Source organism: Metamycoplasma subdolum (assembly GCF_033546815.1).
Classification (GTDB): domain Bacteria; phylum Bacillota_I; class Bacilli_A; order Mycoplasmatales; family Metamycoplasmataceae; genus Metamycoplasma; species Metamycoplasma subdolum.
Window position 1 is genome coordinate 238,126 of sequence record NZ_CP137846.1, and the last position, 19,605, is coordinate 257,730.

The 19,605-nt window shown below is 27.3% G+C and carries 20 protein-coding genes and 1 tRNA gene; 17 read left to right on the forward strand and 4 right to left on the reverse strand.

Features of this window, described 5'->3' with window-relative positions; translation table 4 throughout:
- The first annotated feature begins 118 nt into the window (after nt 1-118).
- From R9C05_RS01000 to ligA, 4 genes are read left to right on the forward strand one after another with little or no spacing between them, the layout of a single operon-like run.
- On the forward strand, nt 119-922 hold the full coding sequence (locus R9C05_RS01000; RefSeq protein WP_121940929.1) for an energy-coupling factor transporter ATPase: 804 nt from the start codon (nt 119-121) through the stop codon (nt 920-922).
- Nucleotides 907-1,932: an ATP-binding cassette domain-containing protein gene (locus R9C05_RS01005; protein ID WP_121940930.1), complete on the forward strand. Its 1,026-nt coding sequence runs from the start codon at nt 907-909 to the stop codon at nt 1,930-1,932. Before R9C05_RS01000 ends, R9C05_RS01005 begins: the two co-directional genes overlap by 16 nt.
- Nucleotides 1,933-1,935: 3 nt before the next feature.
- On the forward strand, nt 1,936-2,883 hold the full coding sequence (locus R9C05_RS01010) for an energy-coupling factor transporter transmembrane component T family protein (protein WP_121940931.1): 948 nt from the start codon (nt 1,936-1,938) through the stop codon (nt 2,881-2,883).
- Between the two features lie 23 nt (nt 2,884-2,906).
- A complete protein-coding gene (gene ligA / locus R9C05_RS01015; protein ID WP_121940932.1) occupies nt 2,907-5,063 on the forward strand; it encodes an NAD-dependent DNA ligase LigA in 2,157 nt (718 codons plus the stop codon).
- Here the strand turns inward: ligA and R9C05_RS01020 are convergent.
- Together R9C05_RS01020 and R9C05_RS01025 are read right to left on the reverse strand one after the other, a co-directional pair.
- Nucleotides 5,026-6,417, reverse strand: a complete 1,392-nt coding sequence (locus R9C05_RS01020; RefSeq protein WP_121940933.1) for an MAG0480 family ComEC-like protein — start codon at nt 6,415-6,417, stop codon at nt 5,026-5,028. The genes ligA and R9C05_RS01020 overlap by 38 nt on opposite strands.
- Nucleotides 6,330-6,839, reverse strand: a complete 510-nt coding sequence (locus R9C05_RS01025; RefSeq protein WP_121940934.1) for an MAG0490 family ComEA-like DNA-binding protein — start codon at nt 6,837-6,839, stop codon at nt 6,330-6,332. The genes R9C05_RS01020 and R9C05_RS01025 overlap by 88 nt, the downstream gene beginning before the upstream one ends.
- Before the next feature lie 205 nt (nt 6,840-7,044).
- On the opposite strand from R9C05_RS01025, the gene R9C05_RS01030 reads away from it, so the two are divergent.
- A complete protein-coding gene (locus R9C05_RS01030; protein WP_241857583.1) occupies nt 7,045-7,572 on the forward strand; it encodes a DUF8612 domain-containing protein in 528 nt (175 codons plus the stop codon).
- Between the two features lie 87 nt (nt 7,573-7,659).
- Here R9C05_RS01030 and R9C05_RS01035 read toward each other — a convergent pair whose 3' ends face one another.
- Nucleotides 7,660-8,397: a YebC/PmpR family DNA-binding transcriptional regulator gene (locus R9C05_RS01035; protein ID WP_121940936.1), complete on the reverse strand. Its 738-nt coding sequence runs from the start codon at nt 8,395-8,397 to the stop codon at nt 7,660-7,662.
- A 112-nt stretch (nt 8,398-8,509) separates the two neighbouring features.
- On the opposite strand from R9C05_RS01035, the gene holA reads away from it, so the two are divergent.
- The 6 genes from holA (at nt 8,510) to R9C05_RS01065 (ending at nt 13,855) form a co-directional block, all read left to right on the forward strand.
- Nucleotides 8,510-9,472: a DNA polymerase III subunit delta gene (holA, locus tag R9C05_RS01040; protein WP_121940937.1), complete on the forward strand. Its 963-nt coding sequence runs from the start codon at nt 8,510-8,512 to the stop codon at nt 9,470-9,472.
- A gap of 9 nt (nt 9,473-9,481) precedes the next feature.
- A complete protein-coding gene (locus tag R9C05_RS01045; RefSeq protein ID WP_121940938.1) occupies nt 9,482-11,041 on the forward strand; it encodes an alpha-amylase family glycosyl hydrolase in 1,560 nt (519 codons plus the stop codon).
- A 98-nt stretch (nt 11,042-11,139) separates the two neighbouring features.
- Entirely contained in the window at nt 11,140-11,667 is a 528-nt protein-coding gene (locus R9C05_RS01050; protein WP_121940939.1) for an MHJ_0274 family protein, read from the forward strand.
- The gene (pgsA, locus tag R9C05_RS01055) at nt 11,657-12,493 is read left to right on the forward strand and encodes a CDP-diacylglycerol--glycerol-3-phosphate 3-phosphatidyltransferase (RefSeq protein ID WP_121940940.1); all 837 of its coding nucleotides are present in this window, start codon (nt 11,657-11,659) and stop codon (nt 12,491-12,493) included. The genes R9C05_RS01050 and pgsA overlap by 11 nt, the downstream gene beginning before the upstream one ends.
- A 151-nt stretch (nt 12,494-12,644) precedes the next feature.
- Nucleotides 12,645-12,797, forward strand: coding sequence for a 50S ribosomal protein L33 (rpmG, locus tag R9C05_RS01060; protein WP_121940941.1), 153 nt, complete (start codon nt 12,645-12,647; stop codon nt 12,795-12,797).
- Between the two features lie 17 nt (nt 12,798-12,814).
- Entirely contained in the window at nt 12,815-13,855 is a 1,041-nt protein-coding gene (locus R9C05_RS01065) for an aminopeptidase P family protein (RefSeq protein ID WP_121940942.1), read from the forward strand.
- A 43-nt stretch (nt 13,856-13,898) separates the two neighbouring features.
- Here R9C05_RS01065 and R9C05_RS01070 read toward each other — a convergent pair whose 3' ends face one another.
- A complete protein-coding gene (locus tag R9C05_RS01070) occupies nt 13,899-14,726 on the reverse strand; it encodes a deoxyribonuclease IV (RefSeq protein ID WP_121940943.1) in 828 nt (275 codons plus the stop codon).
- A 176-nt stretch (nt 14,727-14,902) separates the two neighbouring features.
- On the opposite strand from R9C05_RS01070, the gene R9C05_RS01075 reads away from it, so the two are divergent.
- From R9C05_RS01075 to R9C05_RS01100, 6 genes are all read left to right on the forward strand, one after another.
- Nucleotides 14,903-14,978, forward strand: a tRNA-Thr gene (locus tag R9C05_RS01075).
- 194 nt (nt 14,979-15,172) lie between these two features.
- Nucleotides 15,173-15,613 (forward strand): division/cell wall cluster transcriptional repressor MraZ, encoded by a 441-nt coding sequence (gene mraZ / locus R9C05_RS01080; protein ID WP_121940944.1) that lies wholly within the window; start codon nt 15,173-15,175, stop codon nt 15,611-15,613.
- Nucleotides 15,610-16,512 carry a 16S rRNA (cytosine(1402)-N(4))-methyltransferase RsmH gene (gene rsmH / locus R9C05_RS01085; RefSeq protein ID WP_121940945.1) on the forward strand — a complete coding sequence of 301 codons (903 nt, stop codon included), beginning with the start codon at nt 15,610-15,612 and terminating at the stop codon, nt 16,510-16,512. The genes mraZ and rsmH overlap by 4 nt, the downstream gene beginning before the upstream one ends.
- A 1-nt stretch (nt 16,513) precedes the next feature.
- Nucleotides 16,514-17,623 carry a hypothetical protein gene (locus R9C05_RS01090; protein WP_121940946.1) on the forward strand — a complete coding sequence of 370 codons (1,110 nt, stop codon included), beginning with the start codon at nt 16,514-16,516 and terminating at the stop codon, nt 17,621-17,623.
- Between the two features lie 48 nt (nt 17,624-17,671).
- Nucleotides 17,672-18,811, forward strand: coding sequence for a cell division protein FtsZ (ftsZ, locus tag R9C05_RS01095; protein ID WP_121940947.1), 1,140 nt, complete (start codon nt 17,672-17,674; stop codon nt 18,809-18,811).
- 104 nt (nt 18,812-18,915) lie between these two features.
- Nucleotides 18,916-19,578 (forward strand): 16S rRNA (uracil(1498)-N(3))-methyltransferase, encoded by a 663-nt coding sequence (locus tag R9C05_RS01100; RefSeq protein ID WP_121940948.1) that lies wholly within the window; start codon nt 18,916-18,918, stop codon nt 19,576-19,578.
- Nucleotides 19,579-19,605 lie beyond the last annotated feature (27 nt).

The following is a 19,605-nucleotide window of genomic DNA, read 5'->3' on the forward strand; positions in this document are numbered from 1 at the left end:
CTTCATAAACAAATTTAACTCTATTAAATTTAATGTAATTTTTTTTAATTTTAGTCTTAATATTATTCTTTATTATTAATGCCCTTTAATTTGTTTAATCAATTATAATTATTTAGTTATGATTGAAGTAAAAAATCTATGTTTTAAATATCCTAATGCTAAAAAGTTAGCACTTGACAATATTAATTTAACTATTGAAAGCGGTCAATATGTTGCTATTTTAGGTCACAACGGATCCGGAAAATCGACTTTCTCAAAGTTACTTTCCGCAATTTACAAAGCAACAAGCGGACGTATTTTAATTGATGAAATTGAAGTCAATGCAGATAGTATAAGTGAAATTAGAAGCAAAATTGGAATTGTTTTCCAAAATCCTGATAATCAATTTATTGGTGCCACTGTTGAGGATGACATTGCTTTTGGGCTTGAAAACAAAGTTTTAGATTTTCACACTATGCATAATATTGTAAAAAAATATGCAAATGAAGTTGGGATGCTTGAATATTTAGATCGTGAACCTTCAAATTTATCAGGTGGACAAAAACAAAGAGTTGCCATTGCTTCAATTTTGGCTTTAGATCCACAAATTATTATTTTTGATGAAATAACAAGTATGCTTGATCCAAAAGGAAGAAATGATATTTATAAAATAATTCATGATCTTCATAAAAAAACAAATAAAACTTTAATTTCAATTACACATGATATGGATGAGGCCTTACTTGCTGATAAATTAATTGTTTTTTCAGCGGGAAAAGTTATTGCTGAAGGTAAACCTATTGATATTTTAAAAAATAAGGAAGTTATTGAAATTGCAAAAATAGATTCACCATTTATTTATAAACTTTCTGAATTAATAGATAACGTTAAACCAACTTATGATGAGAAGGAGTTAATCGATCAATTATGCAAATTAAAGTAAATAATATAACTAAAGAATACGATAAACACCTTCCAAGTTACATCAAAGTTTTAGATCAAGTTAACTTAGAAATTAGTGAAGGTGAAGCAATTTCAATAATTGGACCAACTGGCAGTGGAAAGACAACTTTGATTGAACATTTAAATGCACTTTTAATTCCAAATAGTGGAATTATTAATTTTATTGATGTTCCTTTGCAAGTTAAACAAAAAAAACCAAAAAAACCTAAATTAAATAAGAATGCAACTAGTGAAGAAAAAGCTCAATATGAAAAAGAATTAAATGAATATCCCGAGAAATTAAAAACTTGAAAAAGTTTGAAAAGAAAAGAACGTGTTGAGATAATAAAAACTGATATTAATATTGCAAAAACTATTAGAAAAATAAAAAATATCAAAGCTTTAAGAAAACAAGTTGGAGTAGTTTTTCAATTCGCGGAATATCAACTATTTGAATCAAATATTGAAAAAGATATCATTTTTGGACCAATTTCTATGGGAGTAAATAAGCAAAAAGCCAAAGAACTTGCTCAAAAATATTTAAATTTAGTTGGGCTTCCTGATGAATATTTAAAAAGAAGTCCTTTTGATCTTTCAGGCGGTCAAAAAAGAAGAGTTGCACTTGCCGGAATTTTAGCAATGGAACCTAAATTTTTAGTTTTGGATGAACCAACTGCTGGACTTGATCCTCAAGGCGTTGAGGAAATGCTTCAACTTTTTTACAACCTTTATTTAAACGGAAAAACTATAATTATAGTTACTCACGATTTAGATAATGCTTTACGTTGAACAAAACGTTGCATTTTTGTTAAAGAAGGCAAGATTATTAAGGATGATAACACTTATTTAGTGTTAAATGATGATGAATTTTTAGAAGAAAACAATTTAATCCCAACAAAACTTTTATCATTTGTAAATAAACTAAAAGCGAAAGGAATTGATGTTGGAAAAGTCACCAGTATTGATGAACTTGCTGATAAACTTAATAAAATATTAAATAAGAAAGGATAATAAATGAATACTAAAGCAATTATTGGTAAATATTTACCACTTGATACAGTTATTCATAAATTAGATCCAAGATTAAAATTCTTGGCTAATATTTTATTTATTGTTCTTTTCTTTATTGCAGAACACTTCATAACTTTGATAATTTTAATTTCATTTATTATGATAACTTATGTAATTGCTACTAAATCTATTCGTTCAGTTTTTAAAAAAATATTAACTCCACTTTATATTGCCCTCTTTATATTATTTGTTAATATGCTCACTATCAAAGGAGCGGCTGGGCCTGAAGGAACTGCATATATTCCTTTGGCTGGTGAAACAAATATTGATGGCTATGTTTTTTATCGTGGGCAAACTATTGTAAATGATATTTACTGAGCTCCATTTGGAATTGATAAACCATTTCAGCTAACTAAATTCACTCTTTTAAGAACAGCATCAATATTTGTTAGAATATATGCCGTTATTTTAACAACTACAACTTTAACTGTAACTACAAAGCCTGTTCTTTTAACTAAAGCAATAAATGATTTACTTTTGCCATTCAAATTAATAAGAATTCCTACTGAGATAATTACTATGATTATTTCAATATCATTAAGATTTATTCCAACTCTTTTAGATGAAGCTAACAGAATTATGAAAGCACAATCTAGCCGTGGAGTTGATTTTAAACATGGAAAAATCAAAGATAAATTTAAATCATTTATTGTTTTAATTGTTCCACTTTTCGTATCGTCTTTTAACAAAGCAAACGATCTTTCTGATGCTATGATAAGTCGTGGTTATCAACCTTATGCAAAAAGAAGCCATTATCGTCAACTTGTACCAAAATGATACGATCTTCTTGCACTTCTTTTAATTATGGGACTAACTGCTTTAGTAATAGTTACAAAAATTGACAGTGTAAATTTACCTTGATGATGATTAAAAACATTTCAAAGAGTATAAATTAGCATTAAGAAGGGGTGAATATGAATGAAAAAGATTTAATTCGTAAACGTTATTTTGAACTAAGAGACAAAATTGTTTTATGAGATAACGCATATTATAATGAAGATAAACCTCTTGTCGAAGATGCAATTTATGACAAGGCATACAATGAATTAAAAGAACTAGAAAAACAATATGCTAGTTATTTTTCATTAGATGAGCTTGCTAGTTCACCTACACAAAAAATTAATGCAAAAGCAAGCGATCTTTTTACCAAAGTTACTCATAAAACTCCTATGCTTTCATTAAACAAAGCTTATACATTTGATGAAATAAATAAGTTTATTAACAACGTGAAAAAAGTTACTACTTTTTATTCATTTTTCGTAGAACCTAAAATTGATGGTCTTTCAATTTCATTAACCTATGAAAATGGAAAATTAATAAGAGCAGTTACACGTGGCGATGGAAAAGTAGGTGAAGATGTAACGAATAATGTTTTTCAAATTAAAGATATTCCAAAACGAATAAATTATTCAAAATCACTTGAAGTAAGAGGCGAAGTTTATCTTTCAATACCAGACTTTGAAAATTTGAATTTAACCTTTATAAAAGAAGGAAAATCGAAATTTGCTAATCCAAGAAATGCTGCTGCCGGAACGTTAAGACAACTAAATAGTGACATTGTCAAAAAAAGAAATTTATCTAGTTTTATTTACTATGTAGTTTCACCAGAAGAGCATGAAATTAAAATGATGCAAGATTCATTTGAGTTTCTTAAAAATCTTAATTTTCATGTTTCAGATGAAACAAAACTTTGCAAAAATCTCGATGAAATAATTAGCTATATTGAAAATTTCAAACATCGTAAAACTCACTTAGATTATGAAACTGATGGAATTGTTATTAAATTAAATGAACTAGAATTTTATGAAAAATTAGGTTTTACTGCAACATTTCCTCACTCAGCAATCGCTTTTAAATATGAACCAAATACCGCGGTTACAATTATTGAAGATATTTTCATCACAATTGGAAGGACAGGCGTTGCAACTTATAACGCAAAATTAGATCCTGTTGAGATTTCTGGTTCAACTGTTTCTTCAGCAACTTTAAATAATTATCAGTACATTCAAGAATTAAACTTATCTATTGGCGATTTAGTTTATATTAAAAAGGCTGGAGAAATAATTCCTTGCGTTATTGGGCTTGTAAATGAAAAGGAAAACAAAGAAAATTTCATTAAGAAAATTACTATTTGTCCTTATTGCGGCAAGAATTTATTTGATAATGAAACAGGACTTGAACAGTATTGCTTGAACGAACTTTGCCCTGAAATTCAAAGAAGAAAATTAATTCATTTTGCCTCAAAAGATGCGATGGACCTTAATGGTTTCGGAGAAAAAGTTATTGATCTATTCCACAAAAATAATCTTCTAAATAAAATAACTGATTTTTATAATCTGCCAAATAAAATTAATGAAATAAGAAATATCAATAGTGAAGATTTTGAAGAAAATGAACTAATCAAAAATGAACTTTCAAAATTAAGGCAAAAGAAAAATAAACTTGAAAAAATTGAAAAAAACTCAATGGAACTTGCAAAATTAAGAGAAAAAATTTCAAAACTTCAAAGTGAAATTAAAAGAGGAAAAACTTTTCGTGATGGGCTTATAAAAATTTATTTAAAAAGTCTTGAAGAAAGTAAAACTAAAAGTTTGGATCGTTTAATTTTTGCCTTTTCAATCAAACTCATTGGTTCAAAAGTCGCAACCTTCATTGCCTCAAAAGTAGAAAAACTAGAGAATTTCTTAACTTTTGATTTTGATTCATTAATTCATTTTGATGAAATTGGACCTAAAATTGTTGATTCACTTAAAAAATGAGTAAGCGAAAAAGAAAATCAAACGATAGTTAATGAATTTATTAATTTAGGTTTAAATTTTGAATATAAATCAAATAAACTTTCAGATAAATTTGACCGTAAAACATTTGTTATCACTGGAACTTTATCAAAGCCAAGATCTTATTTTGAAAAAATAATTGTCCAAAATGGTGGCAAAGTTTCTGAATCAGTTTCTAAATCTACTCATTATTTAATAGTTGGCGAAGATGCTGGCTCAAAACTTATGAAAGCAAAAGCTTTGAATATTCCTATTATTACTGAGGAAGAGTTTGAAAAGCTTTTGAATAATTAGGCAAAGTTGTTTTGTTAACTTCGCCTATTTTTTTAATATTAATGCTTATGAAAAATAGCGTGTTGATTATAATTGGCAAAAGATAAAGTTTTTCGGGAACGGCCACTTTAATATTAGCGTTGCTACAAATAGTTATAAATTTATCAAGAATTAAAAAGTATACATAAGTTAAATATTTTGATCAAATAAATAGAATTGAAAAAATATAACTAAAAGAAATTATTGGCGTAAAAATTAATTGATAAAAAAATCCAAGCACACTAAATGTTTTATTAATAGCTAAACTTATAAAAAATGAAGAAATGTAAGCAGATAATAAAACCAATAATATTCTTAAAAATTCACTTTTAAATTTCCTCGTTAAATCATAAACTATCAAGATTATAAAAGTCAAGGTAACTGAATAAATAAAAGAAAATGAAAATATTGTTCAAGGATTAATCATTATAAAGAAAATAACTATAAACACTAACAAAGTAATTTTAGTAAATTTCTTATTGAAGAATTTTTCATTAATTCACCAGAGTACTAATAATAAAAATGCACGAGAAGCAGAAATCGGAAAATTTAAAACAATCAAATAGAGAAATAAAATTAACAAGATGATTGGTTCGCTAACATTCCTTGCAAACTTAACTTTTTTAATAATTTTATTGCCTGCGAAAAACAATAATCCAAAATGAAAACCACTTATTGCAAAAAGGTGAACAATATTTAAATTTATTAGTTTTTTATAAATCAATTTGTTGTTAAAGTTTTGTTTATTGAAAACAAGCAAAGAAATATAATGCCCAGCATTATTATCATAACGATATATAAAGTTTTCAATTGGTGTTTCATATGGTGCAAAATGTTCAATTTTAGCATCTAAAATTTCAAGAAAAATTTGTTGAGAAGTTTGGTAATAATTAGGAAAATTAATGATGGATATATTACCAGCAATTTTTAAGTAATATTTTTCCTCTTCAAGCATAACTTTAATCAGTACTTTATATCCATTTATCATTATAATCAAGTCTTTTTTTGAATTTTTGAATATTGGGAAAACTCCGTCTATTGGCCCAACCATTTTATTCAAATATACTTGATTAATTCAATAACTTAATACAAAAATTAGACATAAAATTGAAAAAGAAATTCATCATTTTCAGTTTCAAAAATTAATAAATAGAAACAGAGAAAAAATTAAAGAAAATAAAACTTTTAAAGTTGTTACAAATGCTAAAAATAAGGAGATAGCACTTAATAAAGCAAAAAGCAAATTAACTAAAAAATAATCTTTTGTTCAAGCTTTGAAATTGTCTTTGATCCTACTCCATCAATTTCTGAGATTTCCTTTAATGTTATTTTTCATTTTTTACTTTTAATTTTCTCAAAAATCTTTTGAGCAATATTTTTCCTAATTCCAATTTGGACCAAATCATTAAAAGACGAAATATTTCTAATTTGAATTTTGACATTTTCTTTATAAGGAACATAAATATATTTGCTTTTTTCAAATTTTTCAAAGTCATGAAACTTTGACAAATCAGCATCTTTGCGTGGCATACTTTGGTTGATTTTTTCAATGACACTTTCACCTTTCTTAACCAAATACTCGCCAGGCTTTTTGACTGCCCCTTCAATTTTCACAGTAAATTCTTTAAATTCTTTTTGCTTTTCTTCATTGCCTTTTTCACCTACTTTTTTAACCTTCATACTAATCAAATATGAACCTAAAATTATGAGTGAACTAAAAGCAAATGACAATCCAATAAATAATTTTTTTCTTTTCATTTCTTCTCCACTTTTTAATTTAACACACAGTTTTTAAGATGGCTATAATTCGAGAAAACTTTGTGAAAATATTAGGAAAACTTTGAGAAAACTTTAGGAAAACTAAAAGTTTGAAAGTTGTAAAATTCTTCACAACTTTCAAAATTTATTTGCTGAAAAAACTTAATAAGTTATCAGAATTTATTTTCATAAGCAAATTATTCTATTGACTAAAAATACAATCGCTTCATATTTAAATATTTTTGAAGAATCATTTTTAATAGAAAAAGCTTCAAGATATGACATAAAAGGGAAAAAATATATTAATAGTCCTAACAAATATTATTTTACTGATTTAGGGCTTAGAAATGTCAGACTAAACTTTCGGCAAATTGAAGAAAATCACTTAATGGAAAATATTATTTATAACGAACTAAGAAGTCGTGGATATTTAGTAGATATTGGTTCTGTTTCTATTAATGAAAAAAATTCAAGTCAAACTTATGTAAAAAAGCAGGTTGAGGTTGACTTTGTAGTAAATAGCGGAAGTAATAGATATTACATTCAATCAGCATACCATTTGCCAACAAATGAAAAGGAAAATCAAGAGTTAAGACCATTATTAAATATTTCTGATTCATTTAAGAAAATTGTAATTGTTAGGGATAATATAGCTTTTAAAAGAGATCAAAATGGAATAATAACAATGAGTTTAAAAGAATTTTTATTAAATCCTAATTCATTAGACCTATAAATCTTTATGTAATAAAAAGGTGAAGCCACTTTAAACTAGCTTCACCTTTTTTTTAATATTAATAACTTTTAATTAAAAAGAATTTTTCTATTCTTCTTCACAATATGCATTGTGAAATACTTCTTGAATATCTTCATCATCTTCCAAAAGATCAACGAATTTTTCAATTTGTTCCATTTTTTCTTTATTAACTTCAATTTCGCTTGTAGGTAAATATGTAACTTCAGCAGTATTATAATTTTCGATTTTGAATTCTTTATCAAGTGCATTTTTTAATTGTTGAAATGAACTTGGTTCAGTAATGATGGTATAAACTTCATCTTCATTTTTAAAATCGCTGGCACCGTTATCTAAACTGAAAAACATGATATCTTCTTCATTAATCGTAGAGTTATCAACTTCAATAATCCCTTTTTGTTCAAAAACATAAGGTAAAACTCCTTGTTTTCCAAGAGTTGCATTCGCTTTATTAAAATAATGCTTGATATTTGATGAAAGGCGATTGAAATTGTCACATAAGCACTCAACTACAAAAGTAACGCCACCAAATCCAGTTCCTGAATAAAGATATGATTGGAAATTAGCTGCTTCTTTAGAACCGCCAGCAACTTTAGCAATAGCTTTTTCAATATTTGCTTTTGGCATTGATTTTGATTTAGCTTTTGCAATAGCAAGTTTTAAACTAGGATTACTGTCGGGGTCAGGTCCGCCTAAAGTTGCTGCTACAATAATTTCTTTAGAAATTTTTTGAAAAATTTGACTTCTTTTGGCATCTTGAGCAGCTTTATGATGCTTAGTTGTTGCTCATTTTGAATGTCCTGACATATAGCTCCTTTACTAAAAATTTTAAATTAATTATAACATTAAAGACTTTTACCTTTATAAGGTTATTTAAGAAATTTAAATTTAAAATTAACTTAACTTTTATAATTAAATTATGTATTTACTTAAAGGCGATGAAAATTATTTCTTGGATGAAAATTTAAAAAAAATTGTCCAAGAAATTAAAGAAAATTTAAATGAAGAAGTGGAAATTTACCATTTTTCTTTTAAAGTTAATATTGAAGAACTTATAGGTGCAATTGAAAACAGTGACATTTTTTCATCTCCTAGAATTGTGATTTTAAGAAATTGTGATTTCATGAATGAAAAAAGTAAAGTTAATCAAAAAGTTAGCGAAGATATCATTAAGCTTTTAAGCTATGTTTCAGACGACACACACATAATTTTTACGCAGTATGTTGAAAAATTTGACAAAAATTTTGTTCCATCTGAAATTTTTGACTTTGTTTTAAAAAATGCAGAAGTAATAGAATGCAACAAAATGAATGAAAAAATGCTTTTTAATTTTGTTTTGAATTACGTGAAAAAGCAATGTGGTGAAATTGATGAAATGGCACTTGCAACTTTAATTTCGAATTTACCTAATGATCTTTCTATTATTATTAGTGAAGCGAATAAACTTTTAAGTGAAAATAAATATATAACTTTAACCATGGTTGAAAATAGTTCATTTTCACTTTCTTCAAAAATTGATTTTGCTTTTCTTGATGCATTGATTAAATTTGAATCATTTTCTGAAATTTTAAAAAAATTCAATGAACAAGTAAATTTTGGTCAAAGTTCAGCGATAATTATTAGTCAGATTGCTAAAACTTTATCTGATGCTCAAACCATTTATTTTTACAAAAAAGACAAAACTAAAATTGAAGATATTTGTCAAAGAATGCAAATTCATCAATACCGCTTGAAACTTTTAAATAACTTTTTAATCAGGGTAACATATGAAAAGATTAAAATTTGAATACAAGAACTTTCAAAACTTGATCAAGAAATTAAACTTGGAATAGTTGATGAAAATATTGGGCTTGAAACTTTTATTGTTAATTTATTTAAATAAGGAAGAAAAATGCAAGAAACTAAAAAACTTTTTATTTATGAGTTAAAGTTACAATCATTTCGTGATATTTCTGGTTCAGGAATAGGTGATTTTGCCGGGCTTTATTCAAAAATTCATTATTTTGAATTCTTGAAATTTAATACAATTTGTATTGATGATGTATTAAAGCCTTATGAAAATGCCTTTTCTTTAGAAGATGTTAATCAAAAATATGGTTCTTTAAATGATTTTGTAACTTGTGTGCTTGAATTTAATAAAAAAGGAATTGAATTAAGTCCCACAATTGATATTAAAAAGTTAAAACAAGCCTTTATTAACTGAAGTAATTTAATGAACTTATATAAAAGAAAAAAAGAAGAAAATCCCGCACTTAATGTTGCTGATTTAACAGCACTCGACACTTACATTTTGAATGAAAGAAATCAAACCTTAAATATAGTAGAGCTTGCAAATTCTGTTTTATATTTTGACAAAATTATTAATTTTTATTTGCAATGCGGCGTTAAAACTTTTACGATTTTAAACTTTGAAGATTTAATTGCAACACATAATTTTACTTACGATTTTCATTATCTTCAAGACTTTTATAGAATGATAAAAAGGCTTGAACCAGATGCTTATGTGATTTTGAAAACTAATAAAAATAATTACAAAATGTTTAAGCAAATGTTGAAGTTAAAAATCCCTTGTTTAGATTATTTATATCTAACCCATTTACCAAAACTTTCACTCGCAAAAGAACTTCCGTTTTCAAAAAAAGGTGCACTAAAACCTAACTTATTTTTTCAAAATTTAAGACACTATATTAATAATCCAAAATTTATAATTTCACTTTCAAGTGATGAAGTTGGAAGACTTTCAAGTAGATGGGGTGATGAAAAAGCCTTTAACTTTGAAGCAACAAAATCATTCATGTGTTTACTCTTCAGCTTAAAAAGTTCATTTGCAATTTATTATGGTGATGAACTTGGACAAATTAGAGCAAATATTAAGGGGCCGAGCGATTTTAAAGACCTAAATTATAATGAAGAAAAAAGATTTTACGAATCTAAGGGAATTAGTAAAGAAACTTATTTTTTGGCAAGATCAATATTAGACCCAATAAGTCAATATACAAACATGGCTTGATCTGCAAAAACAAATTCTGGTTTTTCAGTCGCAAATATTAGCAAAAATTTAAATAGTTTAAATTGACAAAAAAATAATGTAAACTTATTAACAAATGATTTATCAAGTCCTTTAAATTTCACTTCATTTTTATTTGAATTATTTGAAGATGAAAATTTGAAAAAAGCCTTAAATAAAGGAAAAATTAGGACAAACTGCTTTTTCTCAAATGGCCTTATAAAAATCAAAAGACAATTTGAAAAAACAAAGATTTATTTTCTTATTAATTTAACCAATAAACCAGTAAGATGTCCTACTTATCCAAAACTAAAAATTTTAGCAAGTTCTTATGCACATAAAATGTATGCAGATATGCCTAATAAATTAGATCCATTTGAATCAATTATTTTAGTTTCTGATGACAAAGTAATTAAGAAAGAAAACATTGTAAATTTATCTTAAATAATGATTAAATTTAATAATTTAATTTATAAAAATTTTATAATTTATAGATAACTTGATATGACGTTAAGTTTCTATTAAAAAAAGAAAGGAAAAACATGCCAAAAGGTTCAGCAAGCCAGACTATAGTTTTTGTTATCTTAGGTCTTTTACTAGCATTTTTCTTAGGTTGAATTATTTGAAAAGCAATTAAAACTCCGCTTATGAAAAAGAAAGCAAAAGCTCAAGAAATTCAAAAAGACAAAGAAACAAGACATCTGTTTTATGATTACGTTTTAAGTTTCAACGAAATCATAATCTACAATAGAAATCAACTTAAAAAGTTTGTGGTTTCAATTGGAGATATTAAAATGAATCAAATCCGCGAAGGCTCAAGAGCACTTATTCAAAAACTTTTAAATCGAAGTGATTTTGGGCCAAACTTTGCTGGTAATGAGCAATATAAAACTTTTGTTTCAAATTGTGAACTTTTAGGATTAACAAATAGCAATCTTTGAGATAGCAAAATCCCAGAAGTAATTGAATATTTCAAAACTCAAGCCGATGCTGTGCCTGAAAGCGACAGAAAAAACGATTACATTAAAATGGTAAAAGAATCTATAGAAAGGCAATTTTATGAAAAATAAAGCAAAGAAAAACACGATCGAAAGATCAGTGCAAAATATGCAAAGCAAAAGTAAATCTTTTGGCAAAGCAAATTGATTAACAGTTACAAGATTAATCTTAATGGTTCCATTTATTCTATTTACAATTGTAATTTCAGCACTTAGATTTCACGGTGGATTTATTGGTGCTGGAAATACAGTTTCTATTGTTTCAACAGTTTTCTATGCATTTTGTGTTGCAATTTTTATAGTAGCAATGGTAACTGATCTTTTAGATGGTTATATTGCTAGAAAAACTAAAACAGTTTCCACATTTGGAAAAATATTTGACCCAATCGCCGATAAAGTAGCAACTGCAAGTATGATGATCTTACTTGGGATGGTAAATGTAGTTTACTTTTCACTTATTATTCTATTTATAGTAAGAGACATTATTGTTGATGGCTGCAGAATTTATGCAGCAAGAAAAAACGTTCAAGTTGAAGCAAATACTCTCGGAAAAGTGAAAACATTGCTTGTTTCAATTTCTTTAATTGTTATTGCAATTTTAGGACCTTATTTAATTACCCTTAATTTTTATTGACTAATTTTACTAAATGCTCCACTAATGGCAGGACTAGTACTTGCGTGATGAAGCGGTATAGTTTATGTTAAGAAATACATTTCAGGTATTTTAAGCGAAATGCCAAAAATGGACAGACCAGATTCAAAATCTAAAGATGGCGGAGAAGATTCAGATTTAGATGATGAAGAAAAAAATGAAGATTTTACTGAAGCTTCAGATACTAGCAAAATAAAAGATGATAAAGATAAAACAATTGATTTTTCAAAAACAAATATCTTTTAAAAACGAACTAGACTTTAATGTCTAGTTTTTTTATAACTTAAAATCCACAGTTTAAAAAAGTTATCTATAAAATTAGTAAATTTCAAAAACACTATATAATATAAAATTATTAATTTTAATAAATTTATTTTAACTTAAATAAGGAGAAAAGATGCCAAGAGAAGGTTTAACTTTAAGATGTGAAAATTGTAAAATGGAAAATTACATAACAAAGAAAAACAAGAAACTTCACCCAGAAAAAATGGAAGTTACAAAATATTGTGCAAAATGCAATGCCCACACAACTCACAAAGAAAAGAAATAATATAAAGAAGGTTTAAAATGTTAAGAGCAGAATTAGAAAAAATTTTTGAAAGCAATAATTTAGATGCAGTTATCTCAGAAGCTCCACAAACAAGACTTTGATATGCTGGTGTGCAAACTACTGATGGATATTTAATTATTGAAAAAGAAAAAGCATATATTTTTGTTGATGGAAGATATATTGAATATGTTACAAAAAATGCTAAAAATGTTGATGTTAGACTACTTGAAAAAGATTCACTAGCACAATTTTTAAGCAAGAAAAACTACAAAGTTGTAGGTGTTGAACAAGATTATTTAACTCTAGGAGTTTTCGGAACAATTAAAAAAATCCTACCTGATGCTAAATATATTGAATTAAAAGCAAAACAATTTAGAATCAAAAAAGATGAAGAAGAAGTAACAAAAATTCAAGAAGCATGCAACATTTCACTACAAGCTTTAGAAGAAGTTAAAAAACTTTTAAGAGTTGGAATTACTGAAGAAGAAGTTGCAAATAAACTTGGATATTTAATGAGACTTTTTGGTGCTGAAAAAGAAAGTTTTGAATCAATCGTTGCATTTGGAACAAATGCAGCTGAACCACATCATCACCCAACAAATCGTAAATTAGCAGATGGCGACATCGTGAAAATTGACTTTGGTGCACAATTTGCCGGATTTGCAAGTGACATCACTAGAACATTTTTCTTTGGCAAACCAAAATCACCTGAACTTGTTAAGGTTTTAGATATCGTAACCGCTGCTCAAAAAGCAGGAAGAGAAGCTGTTAAACCAGGAATCTCTACTAAAGAAATTGATAAAATTTGTAGAGACTATATTGAAAAAGCAGGATATGGTAAATTCTTTACTCACTCAACTGGGCATGGAGTTGGAATTGATGTACACGAACTTCCAAACGTTAATGCAGTTTCTGATGTTGTCTTAGAAGAAGGAATGATTATTACCGTTGAACCTGGAATTTATATCGAAGGCTCAGGTGGTGCTAGAATTGAAGATACAATTCTAGTAACTAAAGATGGGTCAAAAGTACTTTCACGTCCTGAAGATTATAAATAATAAATATAAGTAAAAATAAAATCGCATGCATGTGCGATTTTTTTTATCCTTTTAATAATAAGGCAATCTCTTCTTTGTGAGCATTTTTATTTAAAGTTAATGGAGTTTCTAGCACTTTGCAAATATCTTTAAAATCTTCATCAAACACAAATTTTTTAAGTGTTTCAAGTCCAATATAACCTTTATCAATATTGGCGTGCTTATCTTTTTTAGATCCTCTTTCATTTAAAGAATCATTTAAATGAATTACTTTAATATAATCTAAAAAATTGTTTTCTTTAAGATATTTTTTAAAATTATCATAGTCTTGAATATTATATCCAGCATCTCAGACGTGACATGTATCTAAACAAATTTTTAATCTATCACTCTTAACTTCATTTATGATTAACATAATCTCTTCAAAGCTTCTACAAAGTTCATTGCCTTTACCAGCCATTGTTTCGAGACAAATGATTGCATCTTCAGTTTCGCTAATTACTCTTTTTAAAGAATTAATAAGTTGTTTGATTGATTCTTCTTTTGAAAAATTTGTTGAAGAGCCAGGGTGCAAAACTATATATTTGGCCTTAATATAATTCATTCTTTTTATTTCACTAATTAAAAAGTTTTCACCAAATTCATGTTTTAAAGGACTTGCTAAATTAATAATATAAGGCGCGTGAATAATAATATCGTTTGCTCTATATTTTTCACTATATTTTTCTAGATATTCTTGAAGCTTATATTCTTCTTTATTTGCCCTAAAAGTAGATTGGGGTGGACCTAAAAAAATCATCATGCAAGTTGCTTTGTTATTCAAACTTTCTGCACAAGACCCTACTAAATAATCAGGCTTTTTGAATGAAACATGACTTCCGATTTTAACCATTTTAACTCCTAAAATTAAATCTAATTACTTTAATTTTAAGTTTTTTAAGGCAAATTAACCCAAAAATTAAATTAAGTTTTGCTACTACTATCAAATAATTTTTTAGTCAACTTAAACTTTAAATTACTTCTAGCCTCATAAAGATGATCAAAAATTTTATATAATTAAATAGTTATGCTGGTTTAGCTCAGTCGGCAGAGCAACTGATTCGTAATCAGTGGGTCGGAGGTTCAATTCCTTTAACCAGCACCATATCTTTTTTTGACTAATTTACATGGTTTTAATGCCATGTTTTTTTATGCTTTTTTCACCATTTTACAAATAATGGAATTGAAGTTGAGGTGATGATTTTTGTCAAAAAGCATAATTTAAAAAAATTTTTAAATAAAAATAAAAAAGATGGAAAAAATAGTTTAGAATTAAGGTTGTAGTGGAAGGAAGTGGAAATGTTTGGAAAATATGACAGACAAATAGATCCGAAAAATAGAGTAGTAATTCCAACTAAATTTCTAAAAGAGCTGGGAGAAACTTTCTTTATTACGCTTGGATTTGATAAGTCACTTATTTTTAGATCAGAAGCTGAATTTGAAAAGTTAAAACAAAAACTTGAAGAAAATAACAGCTTGAACAAAGATATAAGAAACTTGACTCGTTTTATATTTGCAAACACAATCGACATGCAAGCAGATCGTCTTGGAAGAGTAACCTTACCTAAACATTTGCTTGAAAAAGCCACTATTAAAAAAGAGATTGTTTTCATTGGAACTGGTTCTGTGTGCGAACTTTTTGCTAAAGAAGTTTATGAAAAAGAAGAAAGTGTATATGAAGACAGTGATAAAGTAGATGAACTTGTCGAGAAACTATACAAACAAGGAGTTAAGTTATAGAACAACATATTCCTGTCATGCTTGATGATGTAATTAAAGAATTGGAAATTAAGCATGACGGTATATACCTAGACTTAACTCTAGGTAGAGCTGGACATAGTTCAAAGATACTTGAAAAACTTGATGAGGGAAAATTAATCTGTTTTGATAAAGACAAGGAAGCGATTGATTTTTCTCAAAAAAAATTAAGTCAAATTAATGATAGATTTCTGTTGATTAAAAGAGATTTTAGATTCTTAAAAGAAGAACTTGAAAAACTTAAAATCGAAAAAATTGATGGACTAATAGCTGATCTTGGTGTATCGAGCCCACAGCTTGATGATATTAAAAGAGGATTCAGTTATTCAAAAGACTCAAAGCTTGACATGCGTATGGATTTAGATCAAAACTTAACTGCTTTTGAAATAGTCAATACTTGAGATGAGGAAAAAATAACCAAAATCTTGATTGAAAACGCTGATGTTAAACTTGCTAAACAGGTTGCGAAAGCAATAGTAAAAAATCGCCCGATTGAAAGTTCTTTTTCTTTAAATGAGATTGTAAAAAAATCTTTGCCAGCGAAAGTTGTGAGAGAAAAAAATCCATCAAAGCAAATCTTTCAAGCATTAAGAATCGAAGTAAACGATGAACTTCATGCTTTGATAGATTTACTAAAAGATATAGTAGGTTTTACAAAAGAGGGTACGAAACTTTGTTTCATAACCTTCCATTCTAAAGAAGATAAAATTGTCAAAAACTTTTACCAAACTTTAGTTTATCAAGATCCTAGACTTAACAAGCTTCCAATTAAAAGCACTAAAAATTGAAAGCAAAAAATTATTTATCCATCTGCATTAGAAATTTCAAAAAATAGCAGATCTAAAAGTGCCAAATTAAGAGTTATTACTAGAATGGAATAAGATGTTAAAAACTGTAGTCACTGTATTAAAAGTAGAAGATAGAAAAATAACAATTGAAGCTTGTGAAAAACATGACTTCAGAGTTTTTAAAATTTTCGAAAAAAGTGACTCATTCACCAGTTTTGTAGATCTTAGGACAAAAAGATTTATTCTTGATTCAATAAAAGAACTTGAAAAGAAAGTAGAAGCAAAAATAAAAGATATTTTTATTTTAGTTTCATCTTCAACAAACACTTTAAAAGTTGAAACACTTTCTTACAAAATGCCTCTAAAAAATGAAGCTTATGAAGCTTATGAAGCTCAAAATGATTTAAACAACTTACTCAACGAAAGTTTGGAAAAACTTGAACAAAAGTTAATTAAAAAACAAATTATTTCAACTCGTATTGAAGATAACAACCTAATTCAAAATTTAAGTTTAGTTACTTTAGAAAAAACTTTTTTTGATGACTTAGTAAAGACTTTGAAAGAAGTTAAAGTAAATATTGCCCAAATTAGATTATTAGATGATTTTAAAATATCAAAAGTAAATGAAAAATCAGCTATTTCATTTATCAAACTTGATAACTTTAAATTGACCTTTTCTCTTTTTGCAAATAAAAATTTAATTAAAGTTGAAACAATTGATTTAGGTTTAAATAACCTAATTGAACAAATTAGTGAAACCTTTGATTTAAGTTTTAAAATGTCTTGAAATTTACTAAATCTATACTTTACACAAAACGAAAGTTTTGCAAGCAATGTACTTGTTAATAAATTTCAATTTGAAACTTTAGTTAAGAAGTTTTTTGAAAATGTTGAGCAAAAATATTTAGCTTTAATTTACAAAAATCAATTGACAAACTTAGCAATCAAACCTTACTTAGTAGGTGAAAAAAATCTTACTTTTTCATTCAAAAAACTAGTTTCTAGTTTTAATGAATTTAACGTTTTAAGTAATTCAAAAAGTTATTTAGTTTCTGATGAAATTAATGCTTTAGTTGAAGAACTTAGTCAAAACGTTGTAAAAAAAGATGAACAAACACTTACACTTGAATCTTTCCAAATTGCAAGCAAACTTATTTTGCAAACCAAGCGAATTAAACACAAAAAACTTGCACTGTTTCTATAATTTTCTAACTAAGTTAATATAATTTAGTTAAGTAAGTTAGGAGAAAAGATGAGTAAAATAGGATACAATCCAGTTGCTAAAATTGTTGTTATTGGTGTTGGAGGGGGCGGTAATAACAGTGTTAAAGAACTTTTAAACAAAAGGTTAGACGGTATAGAATACGTCGTTGCAAATACTGATAAACAAGTATTACAACAATTTGAAGAGGATGTAATTTTACAACTCGGAGATCAAAGAGGTATTGGAGCTGGTGCTAATCCTGAAGTTGGAAGACAAGCTGCCTTAACAAGTGCTGATGAAATCAAGGCTAAATTAAAAGGTGCTGACTTAGTCATTCTTACCGCTGGAATGGGTGGAGGAACTGGTACTGGAGCAAGTCCAGTAATTGCCAAAATCGCTAAAGAATGTAATGCTTTAGTAATGGCAATAGTAACTACACCATTTTCATTTGAAGGAATTAAACGTAAGAAAATCGCTGAAGAAGGACTTAAAGAACTTATTCAAAACGTTGATTCTTATGTTGTAATTTCAAACAACAAATTAATGGAACAATACGGTGACATTGACTTTAATTCAGCATTTACATGTGTTGATAATGTCTTAAAACAAGCAATTAGAACTATTACTGATATAATCGCCGTTCCCGGCATAATCAATTTAGATTTTGCAGATCTTGAAACTATTATTAAAAATAGTGGTGAGGCTGTAATCGGAATTGGAACTAGTTCAGGAACTGATAGAGCAATTAAAGCAATTACTGCTGCAATAAGCTCTCCAATTCTTGAAACAAGTGTCAGAGGGGCAAGTGATGCAATCGTTTATTTTGAAGTTCCTTCAAGTGCTAATTTAAATGAGATAAATAAAGCCGTAAATCAAATGCAAGAATATATTGGAGAAAAAACCAACATCATCTTCGGAATAACTAAAACTCATTCTGAAGAAAGAGAAAAAATGGGAGAAATTGCAGTTTCAGTTATTGCTACTGGACTTAAGAAAAACGCTGCCAAAGGTACTGAGAAGATTCAAAGAGAAGTTTCTGACATAATCAAAAATGGTCACAACTTACATCTTGAAGACGAAAGAACCCGTGAAATCCTAATAAACAGCCCTTTCACTCCATCAAATTTTTCAAATCAAAGTCAAAATAATTTTAATGACGATGAGTTAGCCGACATTGTTAGAAAATAGTTAAATGAAGTTAGAAATTTAATTATTTAAATGTTAAATAACTTGGGCCATTATAAAGTAAGGCGACCTCTGGTCGCTTTTTACTTTTTTGGTAAAATTTAAACATGTACAAATTTTTTGCAAATAAAAAAGAAGGCGAATTTTTCACTTTTAGTGAAGAAACTAGTAAACATATGAAAGTTTTGCGTCTTAAAAATGAAGAAATTTTAGTTAATTTTGAAAAGGAATTTTACCTATGCAATTTCATTGATCAAAATAAAGCGAAAATTATAAAAAAGACTGATATAAACAATGAAATTGGATTTGAAGTGGTTGTGGCTTTACCTTTAATTAAAGCTTCAAATTTTGAAATTGCACTGCAAAAAGTTACTGAATTAGGTGCTACTAAAATAATTCCTTTTAAATCAGCTTTTACTGATATTACGAATGTAAATATTGAACCTAAAAGGCAAAGATATGAAAAAATAATTTTTGAAGCGAGTCAGCAAAGTTTTCGTAATATAGTTCCAACTTTAGAGCAAACTTTAACCTTTGATGAACTTTTAAATTTAGATATAAAAGATAAGATTTTAGCCTATGAAAAGGCAAAAAATATGCCACTTTCTCCGGTAAAAAACGACGTTTTATTAATAGTTGGACCTGAAGGTGGATTTCATATACATGAAATTGAAAAAGCAAAGAAAAAATGTGTTAAAATAGTTTCATTGACCAGAAGCATATTAAGAGCAGAAACCGCGATAATTTTCATGCTCAGCAGATTGTTATAATTTTGTGAAAAATTTTTAACTTTATTG